Raw genomic sequence first — 18,926 nt, 5'->3', positions numbered from 1 at the left:
ATTATTTTTTGAAAATGAAAATATATTCGTGTTTAAAAATATAATAATCGCTTGTAAGTGCCCTATATCTCCAAATTCCTTCTCTGTTCTGTTTAGCACGATTACCAGACATGTTTTTTATTACAATACTTTTTAAGGTTAAATTGAGTTTTTGTGCCTCGTTCATACAATAAAATCCTAATGGAATCCATCTACCAGACGAATACTTATCGCCTATAACGATTGCTAAATATCTATTATTTTCCAAAATTTCTATTGTGTTTTGTAAAACTTTTGCAAATTTTTCTAAAAATTCTTTTAGTGAAGAAGTGTTTGATAAATCATTTTTTAAATCACTAAATTTGATGATATCAGCATAAGGTGGGTGTAGTATCGCTAACTGTATATTTTCTTTTTTATGCGTTTTTAAAATTGTTTTTACTTTTTTAAAAGTATCAATTTGGGTGCTATCGCCAGCGATTAACTCAGAAAAATTGTTTTTAGGTTCAACATTTTTTCTTACATATTCAACAAGGCTATCTTGAATATCAATTCCTATAAAATTTCTTTTTAGTCTTTCTGCTTCATAGGCAGTTGTTCCACTTCCTAAGAAAGGATCAAAAACAACTTCATTTTTTTTTGTGTATCTTAAAATCAATTGGCGAGGTACTTGAGGTACAAAATTACCATGATAAAAACCATCATGTTTGCCAGTTTTATCTCTTTTGGGAATTATCCAGAGACTGTCTGTCCAAATTTCCGATTTTTTCCATTCTTTTAAATTTAAGTCATTAAAGAGCGGCATAATTACCTTTTTGATAAGAATTTAGTTGTCAAAATTTCTCTTGATGTGGGTTTAAGTATTCTAATGTGTAGATCTTAACAAAAGCATATATTTGTCTATATGTTAGCAAATTTTTACAAGATTGTAAATAAAACCTAAGACCAAGGATTCTCTTTTACAACCATTACAAGCGGAGAGAGAGGGATTTGAACCCCCGGTACCCTCACGGGTACAGCCGCTTTCGAGGCGGCCGCTTTCAGCCACTCAGCCATCTCTCCAAACAATAATTGGTAGGTCAACTACTTTGCAAATTTAATAAAACCTGCGTTTTCTACTCTCCATATCTGGTTGCCTGTTGGTATCCACGCAAACCAGCCAGCTTTTTTCCATGCCCCTATATTAAAAGCAAGTTGTTCTACATCTGACGGTTTAATTCCTATATCAGCAAAAGGTATCTTCATCTCAGATGTCCACTCTTTCTTTTCTTCATCTATTATATATACCTTATATTGGATATTCTTTTCAAGTTGACCTATTATATCGTAAGGTGCACCAAAAAGGTTGCTTACTGTTGCCTCGCCCGTATATTTACCTGTTATGCTATATATAGGTCCTGTAATCATATCGTCTATCCACCAACTGCTTGTTTTTTGGCTGTGTTGGCTCTCTATTGCTACTTCAAAAATAGGAGAATGAGTTTTTAATCTTGGCAACATTTCTTCTGTATATGGGTCGGGTTCGTGTTTTGTTGCTATATAGAGATTTTCTGAGTCATAAGCAAGCCACGCATAACTTTTTACTCCTTTCATTTCTTTCCCTGAATGTTCTCTTTCTATAAGTATAGCCTTACTTTTATCAAGTCCAAACCATTCGTTATTCTCAAGTTTACCATCTATTTTTATAGGGGTTGTTCTGAAAGGCACGGTGTAATAGATAGCAGGATATATTCTTTTAAGTGGAGACATAAGAGTTGAAGACATTTGTTGTAAAGGTTTCCAGTCTGTTTTATAATATTTGCCAATATCCTCTTTTGTTCTGTTTATAGGCCAACTTGCTCTTAAAGCATCTTTATAAACACCTATATTTTCCATAGTTAATGGTTCGCTACCTGTTAACCCATAGGCAGGAGAACCAGGTCTTAATCTGAAATTGTTATTCTCTCTGTTCACAAAGAAAGGATTATCTCCATCCCAGTTGTTTTCTATTGTATTGTCTTCTTTTACACCAGCTCCTATAGTTAAGAACGCTCCCCCTGTGTTTATGTTACGTTCAATGAAATTATTTTGTGCCCATCCTACCCGTTTTTCTCGCGACAGAAGGTCTACAAGTTGTGGGTATCTGTAACTCCAAGGTGGTTGTTTATACCTAACTTGGGTAAGATAACGGGCAGCAAGAGTAGATATTCTTGTTGCAAGAGGTTCTCCATCGGGGGTATAAAACAATCCTGAACGGTCGCCTTGATAAATACCTCTGACCTCTGCGTCTACAAAGATATTGTTTTCAAGCCTATTTTCTGGTTGCGAGTTAGATATTCCGTTAGGGAACCTATAAAAAAAGTTTTTCTCTATCACAAGCCCGCCGTTAATTGCGTCAATATGTATGCTGTTCAACCCTTGAGTTAGGTTTGGTGAAGAGTGGTACGATATATGGTGGAAAAAGTTGTTCCTTATAACAGTACCTCTACTCATTAGGTACCACGGTTCTCCGTATATATACATTGCTCCCAGTTCTCTTCCTTCATACACAACATCGTGAAGTTCATTAAACTCTATAATATGGTCGTTTGCATCAAAAAGTATCGCTTGCATAGGGGTATCGTTTATAACGTTATGGGCAACCCTCTGCCCTATACCTTTAACAAGAACGCCTTGTCTGTAACCAACATCAAACTTGTTAAAACTGTAAATATGGTTGTTTTCAACAAGATGACCAGCCGGTATAAGTTTTTTTCTATCTCCGCCATTAAGAGAGACACCCCCCTCGCCCATATCATACATATCACAACCGACAATTTTATGGTTCCATCCACTTGGAATATTTGCAGCCCATTGACCTGTGTTTCGTATGGTGCAGGTGGCTACAAGGTTATTCTGTCCACCGTTTATCTCTATACCGTGGTTACGTGTAACCTCTAATGTAATATTTGAAACAACTATGTTGGAAGCATTATTCATAACTATCAATGGAGTGTTTAAGGTAGAGATAAAAATTTCACCTTTTTTTATATCTGAAGGCGGATAAAAATATAGTTTTCCTGTATCTCTATCAAGAAACCACTCTCCCGGAGCATCCAATTCACTTAACAGATTATACACAAAATATGGAGCATTCTGTTTGACCCTTATAAGATAACGGACAGTATACCCTTCAGGATATCTCTTATCAGGACCAAGGTTGATTATACGTTTTTCTGTATCTATAGAAACAATATTTGTGTGTATCTTTTCATACTCATAAGCAAAAAAGCCGTGTATCCATATATCTTTATCTTCTTTCCATCTTGATGGTCTATCACCAGAGTAACAGAACCTACCACTCTGGAAAGTTCCTGTTTTGGGAGATTGCCCACGTAAAACTCCATCTCCTTCGGGAGTAACAAGATTTGCTACCCTTTCATGCCCTTCATTAGGCCAGCGAGCAAGAGGCATCCGTTTACCGTTAAAGAAAAGTTCCAACGCTGCAAGGTTAGACCTGGCGTGGCTACCTCTGTTTAATAGTTGCCCGTAATCTGTGATTCCAAGTTCTTTTAAGTCTGCTACAAATACCTGCTTTTTTGATTCTGTGGGAAGTTTGTTTATAATGTTTGTATCAGATAAAGGTTGAAGGTTGGTTATCTGTTGACCGCCAATAATCCGCACATCTTCTTTTAGGTAACCTCTATATATTATTGGAGCATCAGCCGTACCAGAATCTTCTTTTCCAAAAGAGATACTCTCATTAATAAAATATTTCCCACCTCTCAAATAGACTGTTATCCCTCCAGTAGGCATCTTACCGTCAGATATGAGTTTGCGTACTTCTTCCTGTGCCCTTTTTATTGTTGCAAAAGGTTTGCCTTTTGTTCCAGCATTAGTATCTTTACCTTTTGTTGATACGTATATTTCCTGTTTCGGTCGAGAAATCCATTCTGCAAGTTTTTCTTGCTTTGTTATAATCTTTTCACCATCTTTAAGTCCGTCAATATCTTCAAGTCTATCTCTAAGGTTTACTCGGTACCCTTCGTGAGGTAACGGAGACGTTTCTTCTATTAGAAGAAGTTTTGTATAAATATCTCTTGCAAGAGAATACTTTTTTTCATCCTTATATGTGTCTGCCGTCTTAAGGTTTGAAGTGAAAATATGGTGTTTTGATGCCCCTTTAGTCTGCAGAACTTTCTGGTAAACCTCTCTTGCTTTAGTAGAATTTTTTTGTTCAAGATAGACTTCTGCCTGCTGGAATAATGCGTATATACGGTAATAATCTGAAAGGGTGCGCAGTTTTTGTATGTCTTCAAAAGTTTTGTGAGACTTAGAATAATCCTTTTCCAGTCTATAACTTTCAGCAGTATTAAATAGAGCCATTTCAGTCCCGTACCCTGGTAAACCTTGCATTTTAATGTATTCTTCTCGAGCTTTATTGTAGTTTCCCTGTTTTATGTAGGCATCAGCTTTGGAGAATATTGTTTCCCTTGAAACAACGATTTCTTCAGGTTTTAATACCCTGTTGTATATAACCACTTCATCTATATCAAGTTTAATAGACCCAACACCGTGACTAGAAAAACCTATCACAAAAGGAATTTTAGAAGGTACATATTCTCCTTCAAACCGTTCAGCTTTCACTAACTGTTTCTTTTCGTTTCTCATTGTCATACTGGGCTCAGTTAGCTGCCCGTTAATATAAATATTCATTGCTGAACCGTCAAAAGTAACCACAAGTTGATGCCAAACATTGTCAGCCAAAGGGGTTTTTGTTGAATTGATTGTTGCACCGTTAGGTTGACCCATCTCAAAACTTAATGTTGATGGTCTTTCGTACACAGAAACTATCCTCCACCCTTGGGAGTAACCAGATACAGAAAGTATAGTACCGTTTTTAACGTTACTTGCTGGTAAAATACTGCCCGGTCCTTGTCTTCTAAACCATATCTCTGCGCTAAACTGGTGGTTCTGTATATTGAAAGTATCTCCTTTATAAAAACCTTTATCCAGTCTTACCGCTTTTTTCCCAGGCCATCTGCCTTCTATTACTTGCAAGTCACTAAAAACTTCTTTGGTTTTTGGGTCTTGGTAGGGGGTATAGGTAAGGTTTTTACCGTCTTTACCAAGGTCTACCACCATATCTTTGGCATCTTTGATATCTTCAAACGTGTAGTACCTTGCCACACTGGCATCCTGTTTCAACAAATCTCTTCTTTTTAACCATTGGTTATACCCTTCGTCTTCACCTTTTACGTTTAAAACAACCAACAGAAAAACTATTACCAAAGACCTTATTATCTTCATTTTTGCTCCCTATTTTAAAAGCGTAAGTTTGATAGGTTTTTTTCTACGTACTTAGCTAAAATATCTACCTCAATATTAAGTATATCACCAGATTTTTTATGTTTAAGATTACTATTTTCGATAGTAAAAGGTATCAAAAATATTTGAACTTCATTCCCTCTTAATTCAGCTATAGTTAAAGATATTCCATCAACTCCTATAGAACCTCTGTTGACGACATATTTTTCGAAAGTTCGTGGAACCTCAAAAGAGAGAAGGATAGAACCGCCTCGCTTATTTAGAGATTTTAATTTTGTCATAAAATCTATATGTCCTGTTAAAAAATGCCCCCCAATTTTATCTCCCATTTTAAGAGACCCTTCAAGGTTGACACAGTTTTCTACCCTTATTTTTCCAAGGTTTGTTTCTCTCTGTGTTTGCACGCTAAGAGACGCTTGAAAAGTGTCTGAGGAAACTTTTTCTGCTGTAAGGCATACCCCATTGACAGATACGCTATCGCCTTGGTTTATATCTACAGCAATTTTAGGGCAGAAGATTTCAAATACAGCAAAACCGCTATATTCAGATATTCTTTTTACTTTGCCTACCTCTTGTATTATTCCTGAAAACATGGTTTTCCTTTTATCATAATGTTCTGTTCAAACATTTTAGTTTCTTTGATTTTTATTTCAACTGATTCTGCAATATTCTTCTTTTCTATACCAGCGATAGATGTTATAGACCTGTTATCTCCAAGTATTTTATTGGCACAAAAAATAAAAACTTCATCAGCAAGTTTATATTCCCAGAAACTGGTAAGGGTTGAACTACCACCTTCTACCATCAAAATCCCGATACCTTTCTCAAAAAGTGTTTTCAATAGTTGAGCCATATCAAACATACGGTTTTTTGTAGGAACCTCTACTATTTCGCAGTTGGATTTCCCTGAATATTTGGAGATTTTTTCTTTAGGAACGCCTTTTGAAGTAACAATCAATATTTCTGTATTTATGGTTTTCCATATATTTCCTTCGGTTGGCATCTTCAGTTCTGGGTCAAGTATTATTTTGAAATACTTTTTTCTATTCTCCATTTTTGAAGGGTAAGAAGTTGGGAATATATAGTCAAGGAAAGGGTTATCATTTAAAACTGTTTTTATACCAACAAGGAGGGCGTCTGATTCAAAACGGAGTCTTTTAGCATATTGTCTTGAAGGTTCGTTTGTAATCCATTTTGAGTTTCCCGAATATGTAGCCGTCTTCCCGTCAAGAGTTTGTGCCCATTTAAGTCTTATATAAGGTCTCTTCTTTTCAAGGTTTACAATGTACGCCCTATTTAAATCTTCTGCTTCTTGTTGCATACTACCTATACGGACTTTTATACCGTTTTTTTCAAGCTCTTCAAACCCTTTTCCGTTTACGGTAGGGTTAGGGTCTTTCATTGGACAGACAACCTCTTTTATTCCTGCCTCTATAATAGTTTTAACACAAGGAGGTGTTTTACCATAATGGTTGCAGGGTTCAATATTAACATAAAGAGTTGCTCCCTTGGTTTTGCCTTTAGCTTTACGTATAGCTTCTACTTCAGCGTGAGCCATCCCCCAAGCTTGATGGTACCCTTCGCCAAGAATTCTTTTTCCTTTGACTATTACTGCTCCTACCATTGGGTTGGGGCTGACCAGTCCTTTACCCTTTTTTGCAAGCTTCAAGGTAGTTTTTATAAACTCATCGCCGTAAGCCATAAAAAATTATCCTCCGATTTCAATAACACACTTGAGGACTTCACCTTTTTTAACCATAGAGATACCTTCGTTTATTTTTTCAAGAGGAAGTGTTACTGTGACAAATTTTCCTGCTTCTATCTTATTTTCTGCTATAAGTTTTGCGGCTTTAAGATAATCGTTTCTATTGGAAGCAAACGCTCCAAAAACAGATAACTCTTTATAATGTATTATGTTGGCATCTATTGTTATCATAGAATTATCTTTTGGTAACCCTCCAAAAAGACTGATTCTTCCTTTAGAACCAAGAAGTTCAAGCCCTTCTATTTGTGCTTGTTTAGCTGGGCAGGCAGTAATAACAACGTCTGCTCCATAACCGTTTGTTAGTTTGTTCACTTCTTCTTTAAGGTTTGTTGTTGCAGGGTCCACAAGTATAAGACCTTCAAACTGGCTACCAAATTGTTTGAGTCTCTGGTAAGATGGGTCAGAAACTATAACGTGTTTAGCCCCAGACGCTTGTGCAAGAACTGCGTGCATAAGTCCAATAGGACCGCCACCGTATATAATAACAGTATCTCCTTTGCTAATATTTAAATAATTTTGACCATTTATAGCACAGGAAAGGGCTTCAATAATAGCACCTTCTTTAAGGGATATGTTTTCAGGCAGTTTAAGAACAGTCTTCTGTTTCACTCCTTCTTCAGGTACAACCACATATTCTGCGTAACCGCCAGGATAAAAATATCCTATAGCTTTGGTGTCAGGGCAAAGATTGTAGAGCCCTTTATTACACATTTTACATTTACCGCAACCTATTGAAGTAACCAGAGCAACCTTATCTCCAACTTTTAGTTCTGGGTCATCAACTTTACTACCTATTTCTGCTATAGTCCCAGTTATTTCATGACCAATAACAGTAGGTGGGACAACTTTTTTATGTCCGCTAAAGTATATTCGTACATCTGTTCCGCAAATAGCACAGTAATGGACCTTTACCAGAATTTCGCCCTCTTTACATACTGGTTTAGGTATATCTTCTATACGTATATCTTCTATTCCGTGAAATATAGCTGCTCTCATTTTCTCTTCTCCTTTTTCCCCAAACTTATATGTAAGGGGCTATTTAATACGACACTGTTTGTTCTTGCGAGCCTTTCTCAGTTTGACAATTTTTTTTTGTATACTTGAGATAATCTCATTGCTTACCTTGCTTTCTTTCTACTCTTGTTACGGTTTATATAACTTAAGAACTTATTTAACCTCTGACCCAATTGATTTTTCTCTTGCATTTATTACAGAGGATAATAGCAGGTCTCCTTGCTTTCTTTCCTCTGCGTTGTCTAATTACTCGTTCTTTCTTTCCACATAGTTGACATTTCATTCCAACTTGATTATTATTTCAGTTAGTTTTGTATTTTAACCAACCCTTCTATTACTTCCTCCAGCAAGGAATATAACTGCTTTATCTTCAGGTCTATTCTTGCGAGTGATATGTGAAGTAGTTTCCTGATAGTCTTCTTGAGAGTATGGTTATGTAAGTTAAAAGAATTTAAAGGTAATGTTGTTACGTAAAGTAGAGAGGTTTTGTGCATTTCCTCTTTTTTACTTTTACCCTTATAATTCCTAATCTTATATTTATATGCTAAAATATCAGTAATGAAAAAAATAATACCTATTATTTTTCTTATATTTTTGTTTTTATCTAAAAATATTTATCCTATTACCGCCTCTCTCTATTTTACACCAGATAAAAGAAGTGAGCAAATAATCAAAGACCTTATAATGTGTGCAGAAGAATCTATTTATATTGCAGGATACTCTTTTACATGGACTCTCCTTTCAAACGAACTCGACAAAAAGAAAGGGCTTGATATAAAAGTAATGCTTGATACTTTTCCTCCTTTTGATTTAAAAAACATTGAAATCAAAGTTGATAAAAGAAGCGCTCTTTTTCATCCAAAATTTATTATTGTTGATGGTAAGCGTATATTGTTTGGTTCGGGTAACTTTACAGAAAGTAGTTTTAGGATGCACCACAACAACTTTCTTCTTTTTACAGATGAAAAGATTGGAATCTTTTTAACAAAAAAATTTCTTTCGTGGTGGAATGAAGAAAGAATTGATGATGAATATAAAGATAAAACAGTTCGAATACTTTTTTCTCCTGAAAACAATTGTGAAAAAATTATATCAGAAGAGATTAAGTTAGCAAAGGAGAGCATCTGTTTTGCTCTATACCATTTTACTTCCAAAGAGCTTGCTAAATCTATGATAAGAAGAAATCTTGCAGGGGTGAAAGTGAACGGTATGATAGAAAATGTAAGTGTTGAACCCCACTCTGTTTTTAACGGGCTTAAAGGTTTTGGTTGTAATGTGAGAAGAAGCAATAGGGCTGGGTTTCTTCACGACAAGTTTATTATTATTGATAGAGAAGTTGTTATTACTGGTTCATACAATTTAACAGCATCGGCTCGGAGGAACAATGAATCTGTAATGATAATTAGAGATAAAAATCTTGCTTCAAAATTTATGAAAGAATGGTTAAAAATGTGGCGTTTTTATAGTTTACCTTGATTTTGATGTATAATATTTTTATTATTAGTTGTGTCAAAAAACTAAGAGCAAGATCCGCCGAAGCCGGAAAAGGAATGCCCCTTTTCGCCTTCTCCCCTTGAGGTCTTGTCCCGAGTACCTCCGAGGGAGAGAAGGATCAAGGATGAGGGGTGATTTTGCTTTACGCTGGCTAAGAGCAAAAGACAAAGGCAAGGATAAAAACAATAGTGTATAAGATAAAAACGGGGATTACCACGTCGCTATCCCTCAGAAAGCATTCGGGCTAAGACGCTCCTCGTAAGACAAGCAAAAAGTGTTGTATAGCCAAATTTGGTAGAAGATAGTTATTATAAAGGAGGATGCATAATGAATAAAAAATGTATAGAGAGAGGATTGGAAAACCTTTCTGCAGAATTTGGGGCAGAAAGAGTCAAAAAAGCTGTTGATGCTGTAAAAAAGTTTCAGGTAGATGTCCCTTCTTGGACATTGGGCTCTTTTGGTGGGGGAAGGTTTGGGAATTATGTTTCTCCTGGATATGCTCGTAATATAGAAGAGAAACTTGATGATGCCGCTTTTATAAATAAACTTACTGGAGCTGCCTCTATGGTTGCAACCCATATCTTATGGGATTTTTCTAAAGATGGTATGGAAGGAGATTTTGAGATAGCAAAAAAAGTACAGAACGAATGTAAAGATAGGGGATTATCTCTCGGTGGAGTTAGCCCTACCTACTTTATACAAGGTTCAGAAGATGGAAGTTTTACCTCTCCTAACGCTAAAACACGCAAAAGGTATGTTGAACAGACCATTTTAGGAGGTAAAATTGCAAAAGAGTTAGGTAACAAAGTTCTTGGGCTCTGGTTTCCTGACGGTTCTCTTTATCCTGGGCAGATAGAACTTAAAGATTCTTATGAACTTATGAAAAAAACCTTAAAGGAGAGTTATACGAAAATACCTAAAGATGTTCAAATTTTAATTGAATACAAGGTTTTTGAACCAAACACTTATAGCACTGTAATACCTGACTGGGGAGCGGCTTTTGTGATTGCAAAATCTCTTGGGAACAACGTAGGTGTTTTGATAGATATGGGTCACCACCACCCTATAGTAAATGTGGAACAGATTGTAACGATGCTTATTTCTGAGAAAATGAAAAGCGGTTTTCACTTCAATATAAATTATGCTCTCGACGATGACCAAGCAGTAGAGCCAAACCAGCATATAGCAAGAATATTTTATGAACTATATAAAGGTGGGGTTGTAGTTTCCTCTACAAAAAATTGGGCTTATATGCTTGACCAGGCAAGCGGTAAAGAAAACAGGATACACGCTATCATTCATTCTATAGACTCGCTACATATCTCTCTTGCAAGGGCTGCAATAGTGGATACAAACAAAATCAAAGAAGCACGTAAATCTAAAGAAATTATGCTTGCAAACAGATATTTTAACGATGCCATAATAAACGCTGATGTAAGACCAATAGTGGCACAGGCAAGGTTAGAAAAGAATTTACCTGCCGACCCTATGGAAGCTTATGTAAAGAGTGGGTATCAACAAAAAATAGAAAAAGCAAGAGCGTAAAAAATACATTTTATAGGTACAGATAAATTGTAGTATTGAGAAATGTTCTTAAAAAACTTTTTTCGTTGACATTAACATAAAAAAGTGGTTCAATTATATTGTATTGAATGTAAAAGACCAGTTGACGACCTGGTCTTTTACAAAACCTATGAAAAAAACGTTTCTCTTCTTTATTTTTCTTCTTTTTATCATATTCATATCTCCGACATTCTGTTATGAGTGCGGGAAAGCGCCGCCTACTCGTGATGTGCAGAGACGTAAAGCAGCCGAAAGTTTCCCTCCGTTACCTCTACCAGCTACGCCTGTTAGGAGGACTGAAAAGAAGAACCCACCGGCTCCACCTGTGCTTGTTGGTAAGGTATTGGTAGCACCAAATGCTAAATGGACAAGGGCAGAAATGGATGTTGAAAACTTGTTAAAACTTGCTTCAAGCCAACTGGGCATACCTCACAGAAGCGTAAAAATTACACTCTCTGAATTTTCTTTCGACCCCGATGAAGTACCTGTCCTTTACATAACCTCAGTTGAACCTTTTGTTGTTGATGCGTCTATCCTACCTAAACTAAAGAGTTATCTTGAACGAGGGGGGTTTATCTGGGCGAACGCTTCATCTGGTAGCAATGATTTCACTAAAGGGTTTCTTGAATTAATGTCACAAATCTATCCAGAAAAAAATTTATACCCTATTTATAGTAATCACCCTTTAAACGGGTGTTTTCACAACCTTACTAATGTAAAGATTATGAAAGACGGGGTGGAGTTTAGTGGAAAAACAGAACTTATGGTCTTAAACCTTGGCTGTAGAGCTGCAGTTATTCTCTCTCCTTTTGATCTTGGTTGTGGCTGGGCTATGCATACGCATCCGTGGGGTAGCCGATATGTACCCGAAGACGCTATAAAGATAGGAGTAAATATGTTTTCTTATACTCTGGGTTGGATTGAAACAGGAAGGCTGTATGGGCAAATACCGGTATTTGCAGAAAAGACAGAAAAAAAAGGTGGTAGAATTTATATAGGTCAGATTATACATTCAGGAGACTGGGACCCTCACCCGTCTTCTTTAGGGAAACTACTTGTAAGGGTTGCCAGAGATACTGAATCTTCTGTTTATATTGAGAAACTAAATATTGACCTAAAAAAAGAGACCCTCGAAAATATACCATTACTTTATATCACAGGACATTTTGACCCTAAATTAAGTAAGGTTGAAAAGCAGAAATTGAGAAAATTTCTGCTTTCAGGTGGTGCTCTTATATCTGATAGTTGCTGTGGAAGTAAAGAGTTTTCTGATAGTTTCAAGTTGCTTATCTCTGAAATTCTACCGGAAGCAAAAAATAGTAAATGGGATATCAACCATTCGTTATACAATGTTCCTTTCAAGACAGAAAAGTTTATATATACTTTTAATACAGATGAAGCGCCTTTTGAGATATACCATCTTAAAGGACTTCCGTCTATTATCTTTTCACCGTATAGTTTTGGTAGCGGTTGGGAAGGTATACCACGTCCTTATGTGAAGGCGCTCTCTGATACTCAATCTATAAAACTGGGGGTAAATGTTATAACATACCTTATAACACATTAAAAAAATGGACGATATAGAAATTCTTCAAGAACTTAAAGACGTTAAAGAAAAAATACTTACAGAAATACATAAAGTAATAGTTGGGCAAGACTCTATAATAGAAGAGATTCTTATGGGACTTTTTGCAGGTGGTCATTGTTTACTTGTAGGTGTTCCAGGGCTTGCAAAAACTCTTATGGTTAGAACTCTTGCTGGCATACTTGACCTTAACTTTAAAAGAATACAGTTTACACCTGACCTTATGCCTGCTGATATAACTGGAACAGAAGTTATAGAGGAAGACAAGGTTACCAGAAGCAGAAGTTTGAGGTTTATACAAGGACCTATTTTTGCCAACCTTATACTTGCAGATGAGATTAACCGTACACCACCAAAAACTCAGGCAGCACTGTTAGAAGCGATGCAGGAGTTTAATGTAACAGTAGGCGGAGTTTTTTATCCGTTACCATTTCCTTTTCTTGTTATGGCAACCCAAAACCCAATAGAGTTGGAAGGTACCTACCCTTTACCTGAAGCCCAACTTGATAGGTTTATGGTTAGTATCGTTATGGATTATCCTGATGAAAATCAAGAGAAGAAGATTGTGGAAAACACTACAGGTTTTTCTGATATATTAGTCAACAAAGTTATTAGTGGCGAAGATATAAAGAAATACCAGTTGTTGGTAAAAAAAATACCAGTCTCAGATTATGTAGTATCTTATGGAGTTAATCTGGTAAGGAGTACCCGCCCTAAAGAGGTAGGTAGTTTGGAATTTATTGATAACTATGTAAGTTGGGGAGCAGGTCCAAGAGCTTCGCAACACCTTATCCTTGCTGCAAAAACAAAAGCCGCTATGAGAGGGGATGTAAATGTTTCAATAAATGATATAAGAGAAGTTGCAAAAAGCGTTTTAAGGCATAGAATTTTTACCAATTTTAACGCAGACGCCGAAGGTGTAAATTCTTCTCGTATAGTGGAATACCTGCTTGATAAAAAGAAAGAAGTTTAATAATGGCAACCAACAATATTTTTGATCCAAGTATTCTGGTAAAATTTGCTAACCTTTCGCTTATTGCAAAAACGGTAGTTGAAGGTTTTATTGCTGGTTTACATCAAAGCCCTCATAGAGGTTTTAGCGTAGATTTTTCTGAACATAGACAATACACCCCCGGCGAAGACTTAAGATACCTTGACTGGAAAGTCTTTGGTAAGACAGATAGGTTTTATGTTAAGGTTTACAAAGAAGAGACAAATCTTAAAGCTTACATCCTGCTTGATATAAGCAATTCAATGAATTATGGTAGCAAGGCAGTAACTAAATTGCAATACGGGGTTATGCTTGCTTCTATTCTTAGTTACATTATGGTAAAACAGAGAGATTCAGTAGGGTTGGTAACTTTTGATACAGATATACAAGAGTTTATACATCCTGTCTCAACAGTTTCACACCTACAGAATATTTTCAGTTCACTTGAGAATATTACTCCCGGTAAAGAAACATCTATAGGAAAAGTTTTAGATAAAATATCTATTAATATCAAAAAACGTAGTTTGGTTATACTGTTATCAGACCTTATGGATAAACAAGACGAAATAATGAGAGGGTTATCACATTTTCGTCACCGACACAACGAGGTTATAGTCCTACATCTACTTGACCCTGCTGAACTACAATTTCCTTTTACTGGGGATTGCGAATTTCAAGATATGGAGAACGGAGAAAAAGTTCTTGCTGGAACTTCTTACCTAAAAGATGTTTACCTAAAACTTATGAAAGAGTTTATTTTATCTATCCGTAAAGGTTGTGGTGAAAAAAGGATAGAATACGCTACAACCTCAACAGATACCTTATTTGATTCTTTTCTTTATAATTATTTAAAATCAAGGTAAGTAAAAACTATAGTTAACCTGTTAGAATATGAAAAGTTTATGTTTATAGTTTTTGAACATTACTAATTTAATGGTAACAATCGTCTATTTAATAAAATGCATTTCTTAAATCCTATTTATCTTTGGGCACTAACAGGAGTATCTTTACCTATCCTTATACATCTTTTTAGCCGTAAAAAGGGTAAACCAATACTGTTCCCATCAATAAAGTTTTTGAAAATTGCTAATTCAATCTCAGGTCGCAGAAAAAAAGTTGAAGACATTATTATTCTGGTGGTAAGAATGCTACTTCTGTTTTTTCTTTTACTTATACTTTCAAACCCTGTATTTAAAGTTAGTTCTCCATTTTCTGAGGAAGGATATATCTTATTTCTTATTGACGATTCTTACAGTATGAACGCAATTGATGTAAACAACCCTTCAGAAAAATATAAAACTCTCCTTCTTGAGACACTTTCGTATATAAGAAGACCAGCTCGGGTTGCCCTGGTTTACCTTAGTGGAGATACCTACCCTTTCACACACAATTATTCAGAAGCAATCTCTGTAATAAAAAGAAAAGATATATCCTTTCAATCGGGCAATCTTTCTGTATCTTTAGAAGAATCATTAAAACTTCTTGAGAAAGAAAAAGGAGATAAGGTTATATGTTTCTTTACAGATCTTCAAAAACTTGTATGGAAAGATGTTAATATACCTAATTTTGGTAAAAAAAATATAAAATTTCTTCTTTTTGATATAGGTCAGGCAAATACAAACAATGTCAGTTTCAAAAAAGTTTATCATATCCCTGGAACGTCCGATATAATATTAGAACTACAAAACTGGGGCAAAGAAGATGTCACAGTAGAAGTTATATTGAATGGCGAAGGGTGGGAGAGAAGAAAAAATGTTTCATTGAAATCAGAATCGTTAGAGGTTGTTAACCTCAATACGCCAGATGTTGCAGGTATGCTCACTGTCTCTATAAACAACACCGATATTCTTCAAACAGATAATATCTATTACGCTTCTTTTATTGAAGAGTCTAACGAAAAAATTCTTATTGTAGGTGAACAGGAGGAATCCTTTTATATTCAAAAAGCTTTACAGGTTGTTTCAGGAGAAAAAATAGAGATTGTAAGGGTTGCTCCTCAAAATATGAAAGACGTTTTTCTTGAAAGTTTTTTAGCAATTTTTATATCAAACAATGGAGTATTCCCTGAAGGGTTGACAGAAAAAATATATAGGTATGTTGACAACGGCGGTAATGTTGCTTGTTTTCCCGGTAGCAGGGTTGTGCCGGCAACTTTCAACCAAAATTGGCAACCAGTAAATATAGGTATCCCGTTTTTTATGCCAGCTAAACTTAAATCTATAAAATCTTTCCCAAAAACTGTCAGGGTTGGGGAATCAGATTCTTTTCATCCTCTCTTTATATCATTAAAAGGGGTTGTTCAGCAGTATACCAAGACAGTGATTTTTCGACAGGTATTTTCTTTAACCGATATTACTGGTGATACACTACTGAACACATCAGAAGGGACACCTCTTATTATTGAGAAAAAAGTTGGGAAAGGTAGAATCTTATTATTCTCTTTTCCTGTAGATGATAAATGGACAAATATACATTTTAAACCTTTTTTCCCAGTTCTTGTTAACAATATTCTTGAACATTTTTCGGGTGTTAAAACAGACAATTTTATTGTTGGCGTTAAGAACAATATTCGGGTTCCTTATGGTGTAGAGACAGTATATCTTTATACACCTGACGGAGAAAAGAGTGTATTAAAAAAGGATTCTTCTGAAGAGGTTGGGTTTACTCCTCAGGGACCGGGGTTCTGGATATTAGAGTTTGCTAAAGGAAAAAACAGTATTAAAAAAATTATACCTGTTAACTTAGATGCAACAGAAAGCGACCTAACAAGGATAGATGCAACAGAGATAACAAACAAACTGGGTAGAGCCAATATAACGTTTGTAAAAAAAGAAAAAATAAGAGAGTTTTTAAGCAAAAGAGGTAGAACAAAAGGTATCTCTGAAGGACTTTTAAATATAGTTTTGATTTTATTTCTGCTTGAACTCCTTTTAATTAAAATTTTTAGAAAAATACGTAAAGGAAAAAATGTTTAAGATAGGTTTTAACCATATTTTACACACTTTTTTTATATTTCTTATTTTAGCGGGAGTTCTTTGGCTTAATTTTTATCTTTTCAAAAAAGATCTTTCAAAGAAGAGACTAATCTTTTTTGTTATCAACACTGTTGCTTCTTTACTTATTATTACAATGATTTTTAAACCAGAGGTTTCTCTAAAAGTTCCTTTTGGAGTGAAAGAAAAAATTTGCGTAATTTTTGATACTTCTCTTAGTATGGGTATTTCTGACCAAAAAGGGATAACCCGTTTAGATAAAGTTAAAGAGTTTGTTAATACTGAACCTTTATTAAAAAATTTTGATATTTCGTTTTATACAGTTGGAGAGTCGCTTAAAAAAATTGAAACAGAAAAGATAGATAATATGAGCCCGAACCAGAATGTTTCTTTTATTCTTTCTGGGCTTGAGCAACTAAATAAAAAGACTGGTAACACATACAAATCGGTACTACTTTTTTCTGACGGTCAGGAAAGTAGGGTTGAAGATATGCAAGTCCTACATAATATTTTCAATACTCCTATTATCTCTATTGGTATGGGCGGAGAAGATATTTTGGATATAAGTGTGGCAGATGTTACAACAAACTCCCCTATATATACAGGCGAATCTTTAAGGGCAGAGGTCAATATAAACCAGAAAGGTTACGACAATACTACAAAAAAAGTTTTATTGAAAGAGAACAATAGGGTTGTGCAGGAGAAGGAAGTTTTCTTATCAGAAGCGTCTTCAATGGTTGTTTTTGAGGTTATGGTATCATCGGCAGGAGAGAAAATTTACGAAGTAGAGATTCTTCCAGAGAAGAGTGAACTGGTAAAAGATAATAATAGAATGTTTTTTATGGTTAGAGCGATTTCGCCCAAAATAAACCTTCTTTATGTAGAAAATGGGCTTAGGTGGGAATACAAATATTTAAAAAGGTATATAGAGAGCGCTTCGGGGTTGGTACCTGTTTTTCTTGTTAAGGTTGGGGATAATGTTTTTCAGTATGCACAGGTTGAAGGGAAAGGTGTCCCTGCTGATATTTTTTCTGATAACCTATTTTTGGAAAAGTTTAGTATAATAATTTTTGGGGATATAAACTTTTCCTCTTTTACTTTACAACAGAGAAAGAATATCAAAGATTTTTATATAAAAAAAGGACGAAGTTTAATGTTTCTTGGTGGGGACAATTTTTTGCAAGGGATTATAGGTACAGAACTCAGCGATATTACCTCTCCAATAACAACAAGCAAAAAAGTTGATATACTTGAAGGAAGATTTCTACCAGAGATTACTGATGAAGGTAGCACTCTCCCTATTTTTAGCGGTAGAGAAACAGGGTTTCCGTCTATAACTAGAGTAAATAGTGTTTATAGTTTACAAAAAGGCGCAGTTCCACTTCTAAAGATTGAAAAGAGTGGTATGCCTATTATTCTTTCTGCTACCAATATTTCTGTTGAAGGTGGGAAGAGTGTTTTTGTGGGTACCGATGATATATGGAAATGGGCATTTGGGAGTGAACAGGAGCAGTCGGACTACAGGTTTTTCTGGGGCAGACTTATCAGATATTTATGGGCACCTAAAGATTATATTGGTGAAGGTAAAGTTGTGCCGTATATAAATATAAATAAAAAGACCTGCAGTATAGGAGAAAAACTTGAAGCAACATTTCAGTTTACAGATGAAAATAATAATAGAATTTTTGAAACACTCTTACAACATCCTGACGGAACAACAGAACCTCTATTGTTAGACGAGATGAGAACCTCTTTTATACCACAAGCAGAAGGTATGTATACTCTAAAAACTATTTCAGAAGGTAAAATAAATATGGTCCCTGTACTTGTAAGAAAAGAAGGTGACGAGTTTTTAAATATAGGAAGAAACGAATATATGTTGAAACAACTTGCAGAACTCTCTAAAGGGTCATACATACCTTTTGAAGAGAAAGATAGGTTGAAAGAGATTATGAAGAAAGAGAAAAACTATATAACAAAAAACCTTGCTTTTTCTAAAACCTCTATGAAATATGTGATACTATTTCTCTTTGTAATATTAAATCTTGGGTGGCATTTAAGACGCCAAAACAGTTAAAGGGGATAAAAAAGTATGTAGTGTCTACTCACTCTGGTACTACGGCGCATACACCCTCTACGTAACAATCGGGCACTCTGAGAACTTACCCTTCTGCACAAAGAGCGTCTCCGAAGGGTTCAACAGGCTCAGAGTAGGGGAACAAAAGGCTTGAACCTTTTGTTAACAGCCCGATTCTT

12 protein-coding genes and 1 tRNA gene are annotated in these 18,926 nt (G+C 35.4%); 7 read left to right on the top strand and 6 right to left on the bottom strand.

Annotated elements, in window-relative coordinates; genetic code table 11:
• Position 1 precedes the first annotated feature (1 nt).
• The 6 genes from M0P98_05225 to M0P98_05200 form a co-directional block, all read right to left on the bottom strand.
• Positions 2–784, bottom strand: coding sequence for a hypothetical protein (locus M0P98_05225; GenBank protein ID MCK9266266.1), 783 nt, complete (start codon positions 782–784; stop codon positions 2–4).
• A gap of 170 nt (positions 785–954) precedes the next feature.
• A tRNA-Ser gene (locus tag M0P98_05220) sits at positions 955–1,041 on the bottom strand.
• Between the two features lie 21 nt (positions 1,042–1,062).
• Positions 1,063–5,247 carry a tetratricopeptide repeat protein gene (locus M0P98_05215; protein MCK9266265.1) on the bottom strand — a complete coding sequence of 1,395 codons (4,185 nt, stop codon included), beginning with the start codon at positions 5,245–5,247 and terminating at the stop codon, positions 1,063–1,065.
• Between the two features lie 14 nt (positions 5,248–5,261).
• Positions 5,262–5,858 (bottom strand): riboflavin synthase, encoded by a 597-nt coding sequence (locus M0P98_05210; GenBank protein MCK9266264.1) that lies wholly within the window; start codon positions 5,856–5,858, stop codon positions 5,262–5,264.
• Positions 5,843–6,967, bottom strand: coding sequence for a bifunctional diaminohydroxyphosphoribosylaminopyrimidine deaminase/5-amino-6-(5-phosphoribosylamino)uracil reductase RibD (gene ribD / locus M0P98_05205; GenBank protein ID MCK9266263.1), 1,125 nt, complete (start codon positions 6,965–6,967; stop codon positions 5,843–5,845). Before ribD ends, M0P98_05210 begins: the two co-directional genes overlap by 16 nt.
• A gap of 6 nt (positions 6,968–6,973) precedes the next feature.
• Complete coding sequence (locus tag M0P98_05200) at positions 6,974–8,026, bottom strand: zinc-dependent dehydrogenase (protein ID MCK9266262.1); 1,053 nt, start codon at positions 8,024–8,026, stop codon at positions 6,974–6,976.
• Between the two features lie 576 nt (positions 8,027–8,602).
• Here M0P98_05200 and M0P98_05195 point away from each other — a divergent pair.
• From M0P98_05195 to M0P98_05165, 7 genes are all read left to right on the top strand, one after another.
• Positions 8,603–9,520 (top strand): phospholipase D-like domain-containing protein, encoded by a 918-nt coding sequence (locus tag M0P98_05195; protein MCK9266261.1) that lies wholly within the window; start codon positions 8,603–8,605, stop codon positions 9,518–9,520.
• Between the two features lie 345 nt (positions 9,521–9,865).
• Complete coding sequence (locus tag M0P98_05190; protein ID MCK9266260.1) at positions 9,866–11,083, top strand: L-rhamnose isomerase; 1,218 nt, start codon at positions 9,866–9,868, stop codon at positions 11,081–11,083.
• A gap of 148 nt (positions 11,084–11,231) precedes the next feature.
• Positions 11,232–12,668, top strand: coding sequence for a DUF4159 domain-containing protein (locus M0P98_05185; protein ID MCK9266259.1), 1,437 nt, complete (start codon positions 11,232–11,234; stop codon positions 12,666–12,668).
• A 4-nt stretch (positions 12,669–12,672) separates the two neighbouring features.
• On the top strand, positions 12,673–13,659 hold the full coding sequence (locus tag M0P98_05180; GenBank protein ID MCK9266258.1) for an AAA family ATPase: 987 nt from the start codon (positions 12,673–12,675) through the stop codon (positions 13,657–13,659).
• A gap of 2 nt (positions 13,660–13,661) precedes the next feature.
• Positions 13,662–14,540 carry a DUF58 domain-containing protein gene (locus M0P98_05175; protein ID MCK9266257.1) on the top strand — a complete coding sequence of 293 codons (879 nt, stop codon included), beginning with the start codon at positions 13,662–13,664 and terminating at the stop codon, positions 14,538–14,540.
• Between the two features lie 96 nt (positions 14,541–14,636).
• The gene (locus tag M0P98_05170; GenBank protein MCK9266256.1) at positions 14,637–16,652 is read left to right on the top strand and encodes a BatA domain-containing protein; all 2,016 of its coding nucleotides are present in this window, start codon (positions 14,637–14,639) and stop codon (positions 16,650–16,652) included.
• Positions 16,645–18,747, top strand: a complete 2,103-nt coding sequence (locus M0P98_05165) for a hypothetical protein (GenBank protein MCK9266255.1) — start codon at positions 16,645–16,647, stop codon at positions 18,745–18,747. Before M0P98_05170 ends, M0P98_05165 begins: the two co-directional genes overlap by 8 nt.
• The last annotated feature ends 179 nt before the right edge of the window (positions 18,748–18,926 follow it).

This window comes from bacterium (assembly GCA_023230585.1).
In the GTDB taxonomy this organism is placed as follows: domain Bacteria; phylum Ratteibacteria; class UBA8468; order B48-G9; family JAFGKM01; genus JALNXB01.
Note: the sequence above shows the minus strand (reverse complement) of the source record. Positions and strands in the feature narration are given on the sequence as shown.

Excerpts from the sequence above, each read along its gene's own strand:
- M0P98_05225 (MCK9266266.1), bottom strand. The coding sequence starts at position 784 with ATGCCGCTCTTTAATGACTTAAATTTAAAAGAATGGAAAAAATCGGAA.
- M0P98_05215 (MCK9266265.1), bottom strand. The coding sequence starts at position 5,247 with ATGAAGATAATAAGGTCTTTGGTAATAGTTTTTCTGTTGGTTGTTTTA.
- M0P98_05210 (MCK9266264.1), bottom strand. The coding sequence starts at position 5,858 with ATGTTTTCAGGAATAATACAAGAGGTAGGCAAAGTAAAAAGAATATCT.
- ribD (MCK9266263.1), bottom strand. The coding sequence starts at position 6,967 with ATGGCTTACGGCGATGAGTTTATAAAAACTACCTTGAAGCTTGCAAAA.
- M0P98_05200 (MCK9266262.1), bottom strand. The coding sequence starts at position 8,026 with ATGAGAGCAGCTATATTTCACGGAATAGAAGATATACGTATAGAAGAT.
- M0P98_05195 (MCK9266261.1), top strand. The coding sequence starts at position 8,603 with ATGAAAAAAATAATACCTATTATTTTTCTTATATTTTTGTTTTTATCT.
- M0P98_05190 (MCK9266260.1), top strand. The coding sequence starts at position 9,866 with ATGAATAAAAAATGTATAGAGAGAGGATTGGAAAACCTTTCTGCAGAA.
- M0P98_05185 (MCK9266259.1), top strand. The coding sequence starts at position 11,232 with ATGAAAAAAACGTTTCTCTTCTTTATTTTTCTTCTTTTTATCATATTC.
- M0P98_05180 (MCK9266258.1), top strand. The coding sequence starts at position 12,673 with ATGGACGATATAGAAATTCTTCAAGAACTTAAAGACGTTAAAGAAAAA.
- M0P98_05175 (MCK9266257.1), top strand. The coding sequence starts at position 13,662 with ATGGCAACCAACAATATTTTTGATCCAAGTATTCTGGTAAAATTTGCT.
- M0P98_05170 (MCK9266256.1), top strand. The coding sequence starts at position 14,637 with ATGCATTTCTTAAATCCTATTTATCTTTGGGCACTAACAGGAGTATCT.
- M0P98_05165 (MCK9266255.1), top strand. The coding sequence starts at position 16,645 with ATGTTTAAGATAGGTTTTAACCATATTTTACACACTTTTTTTATATTT.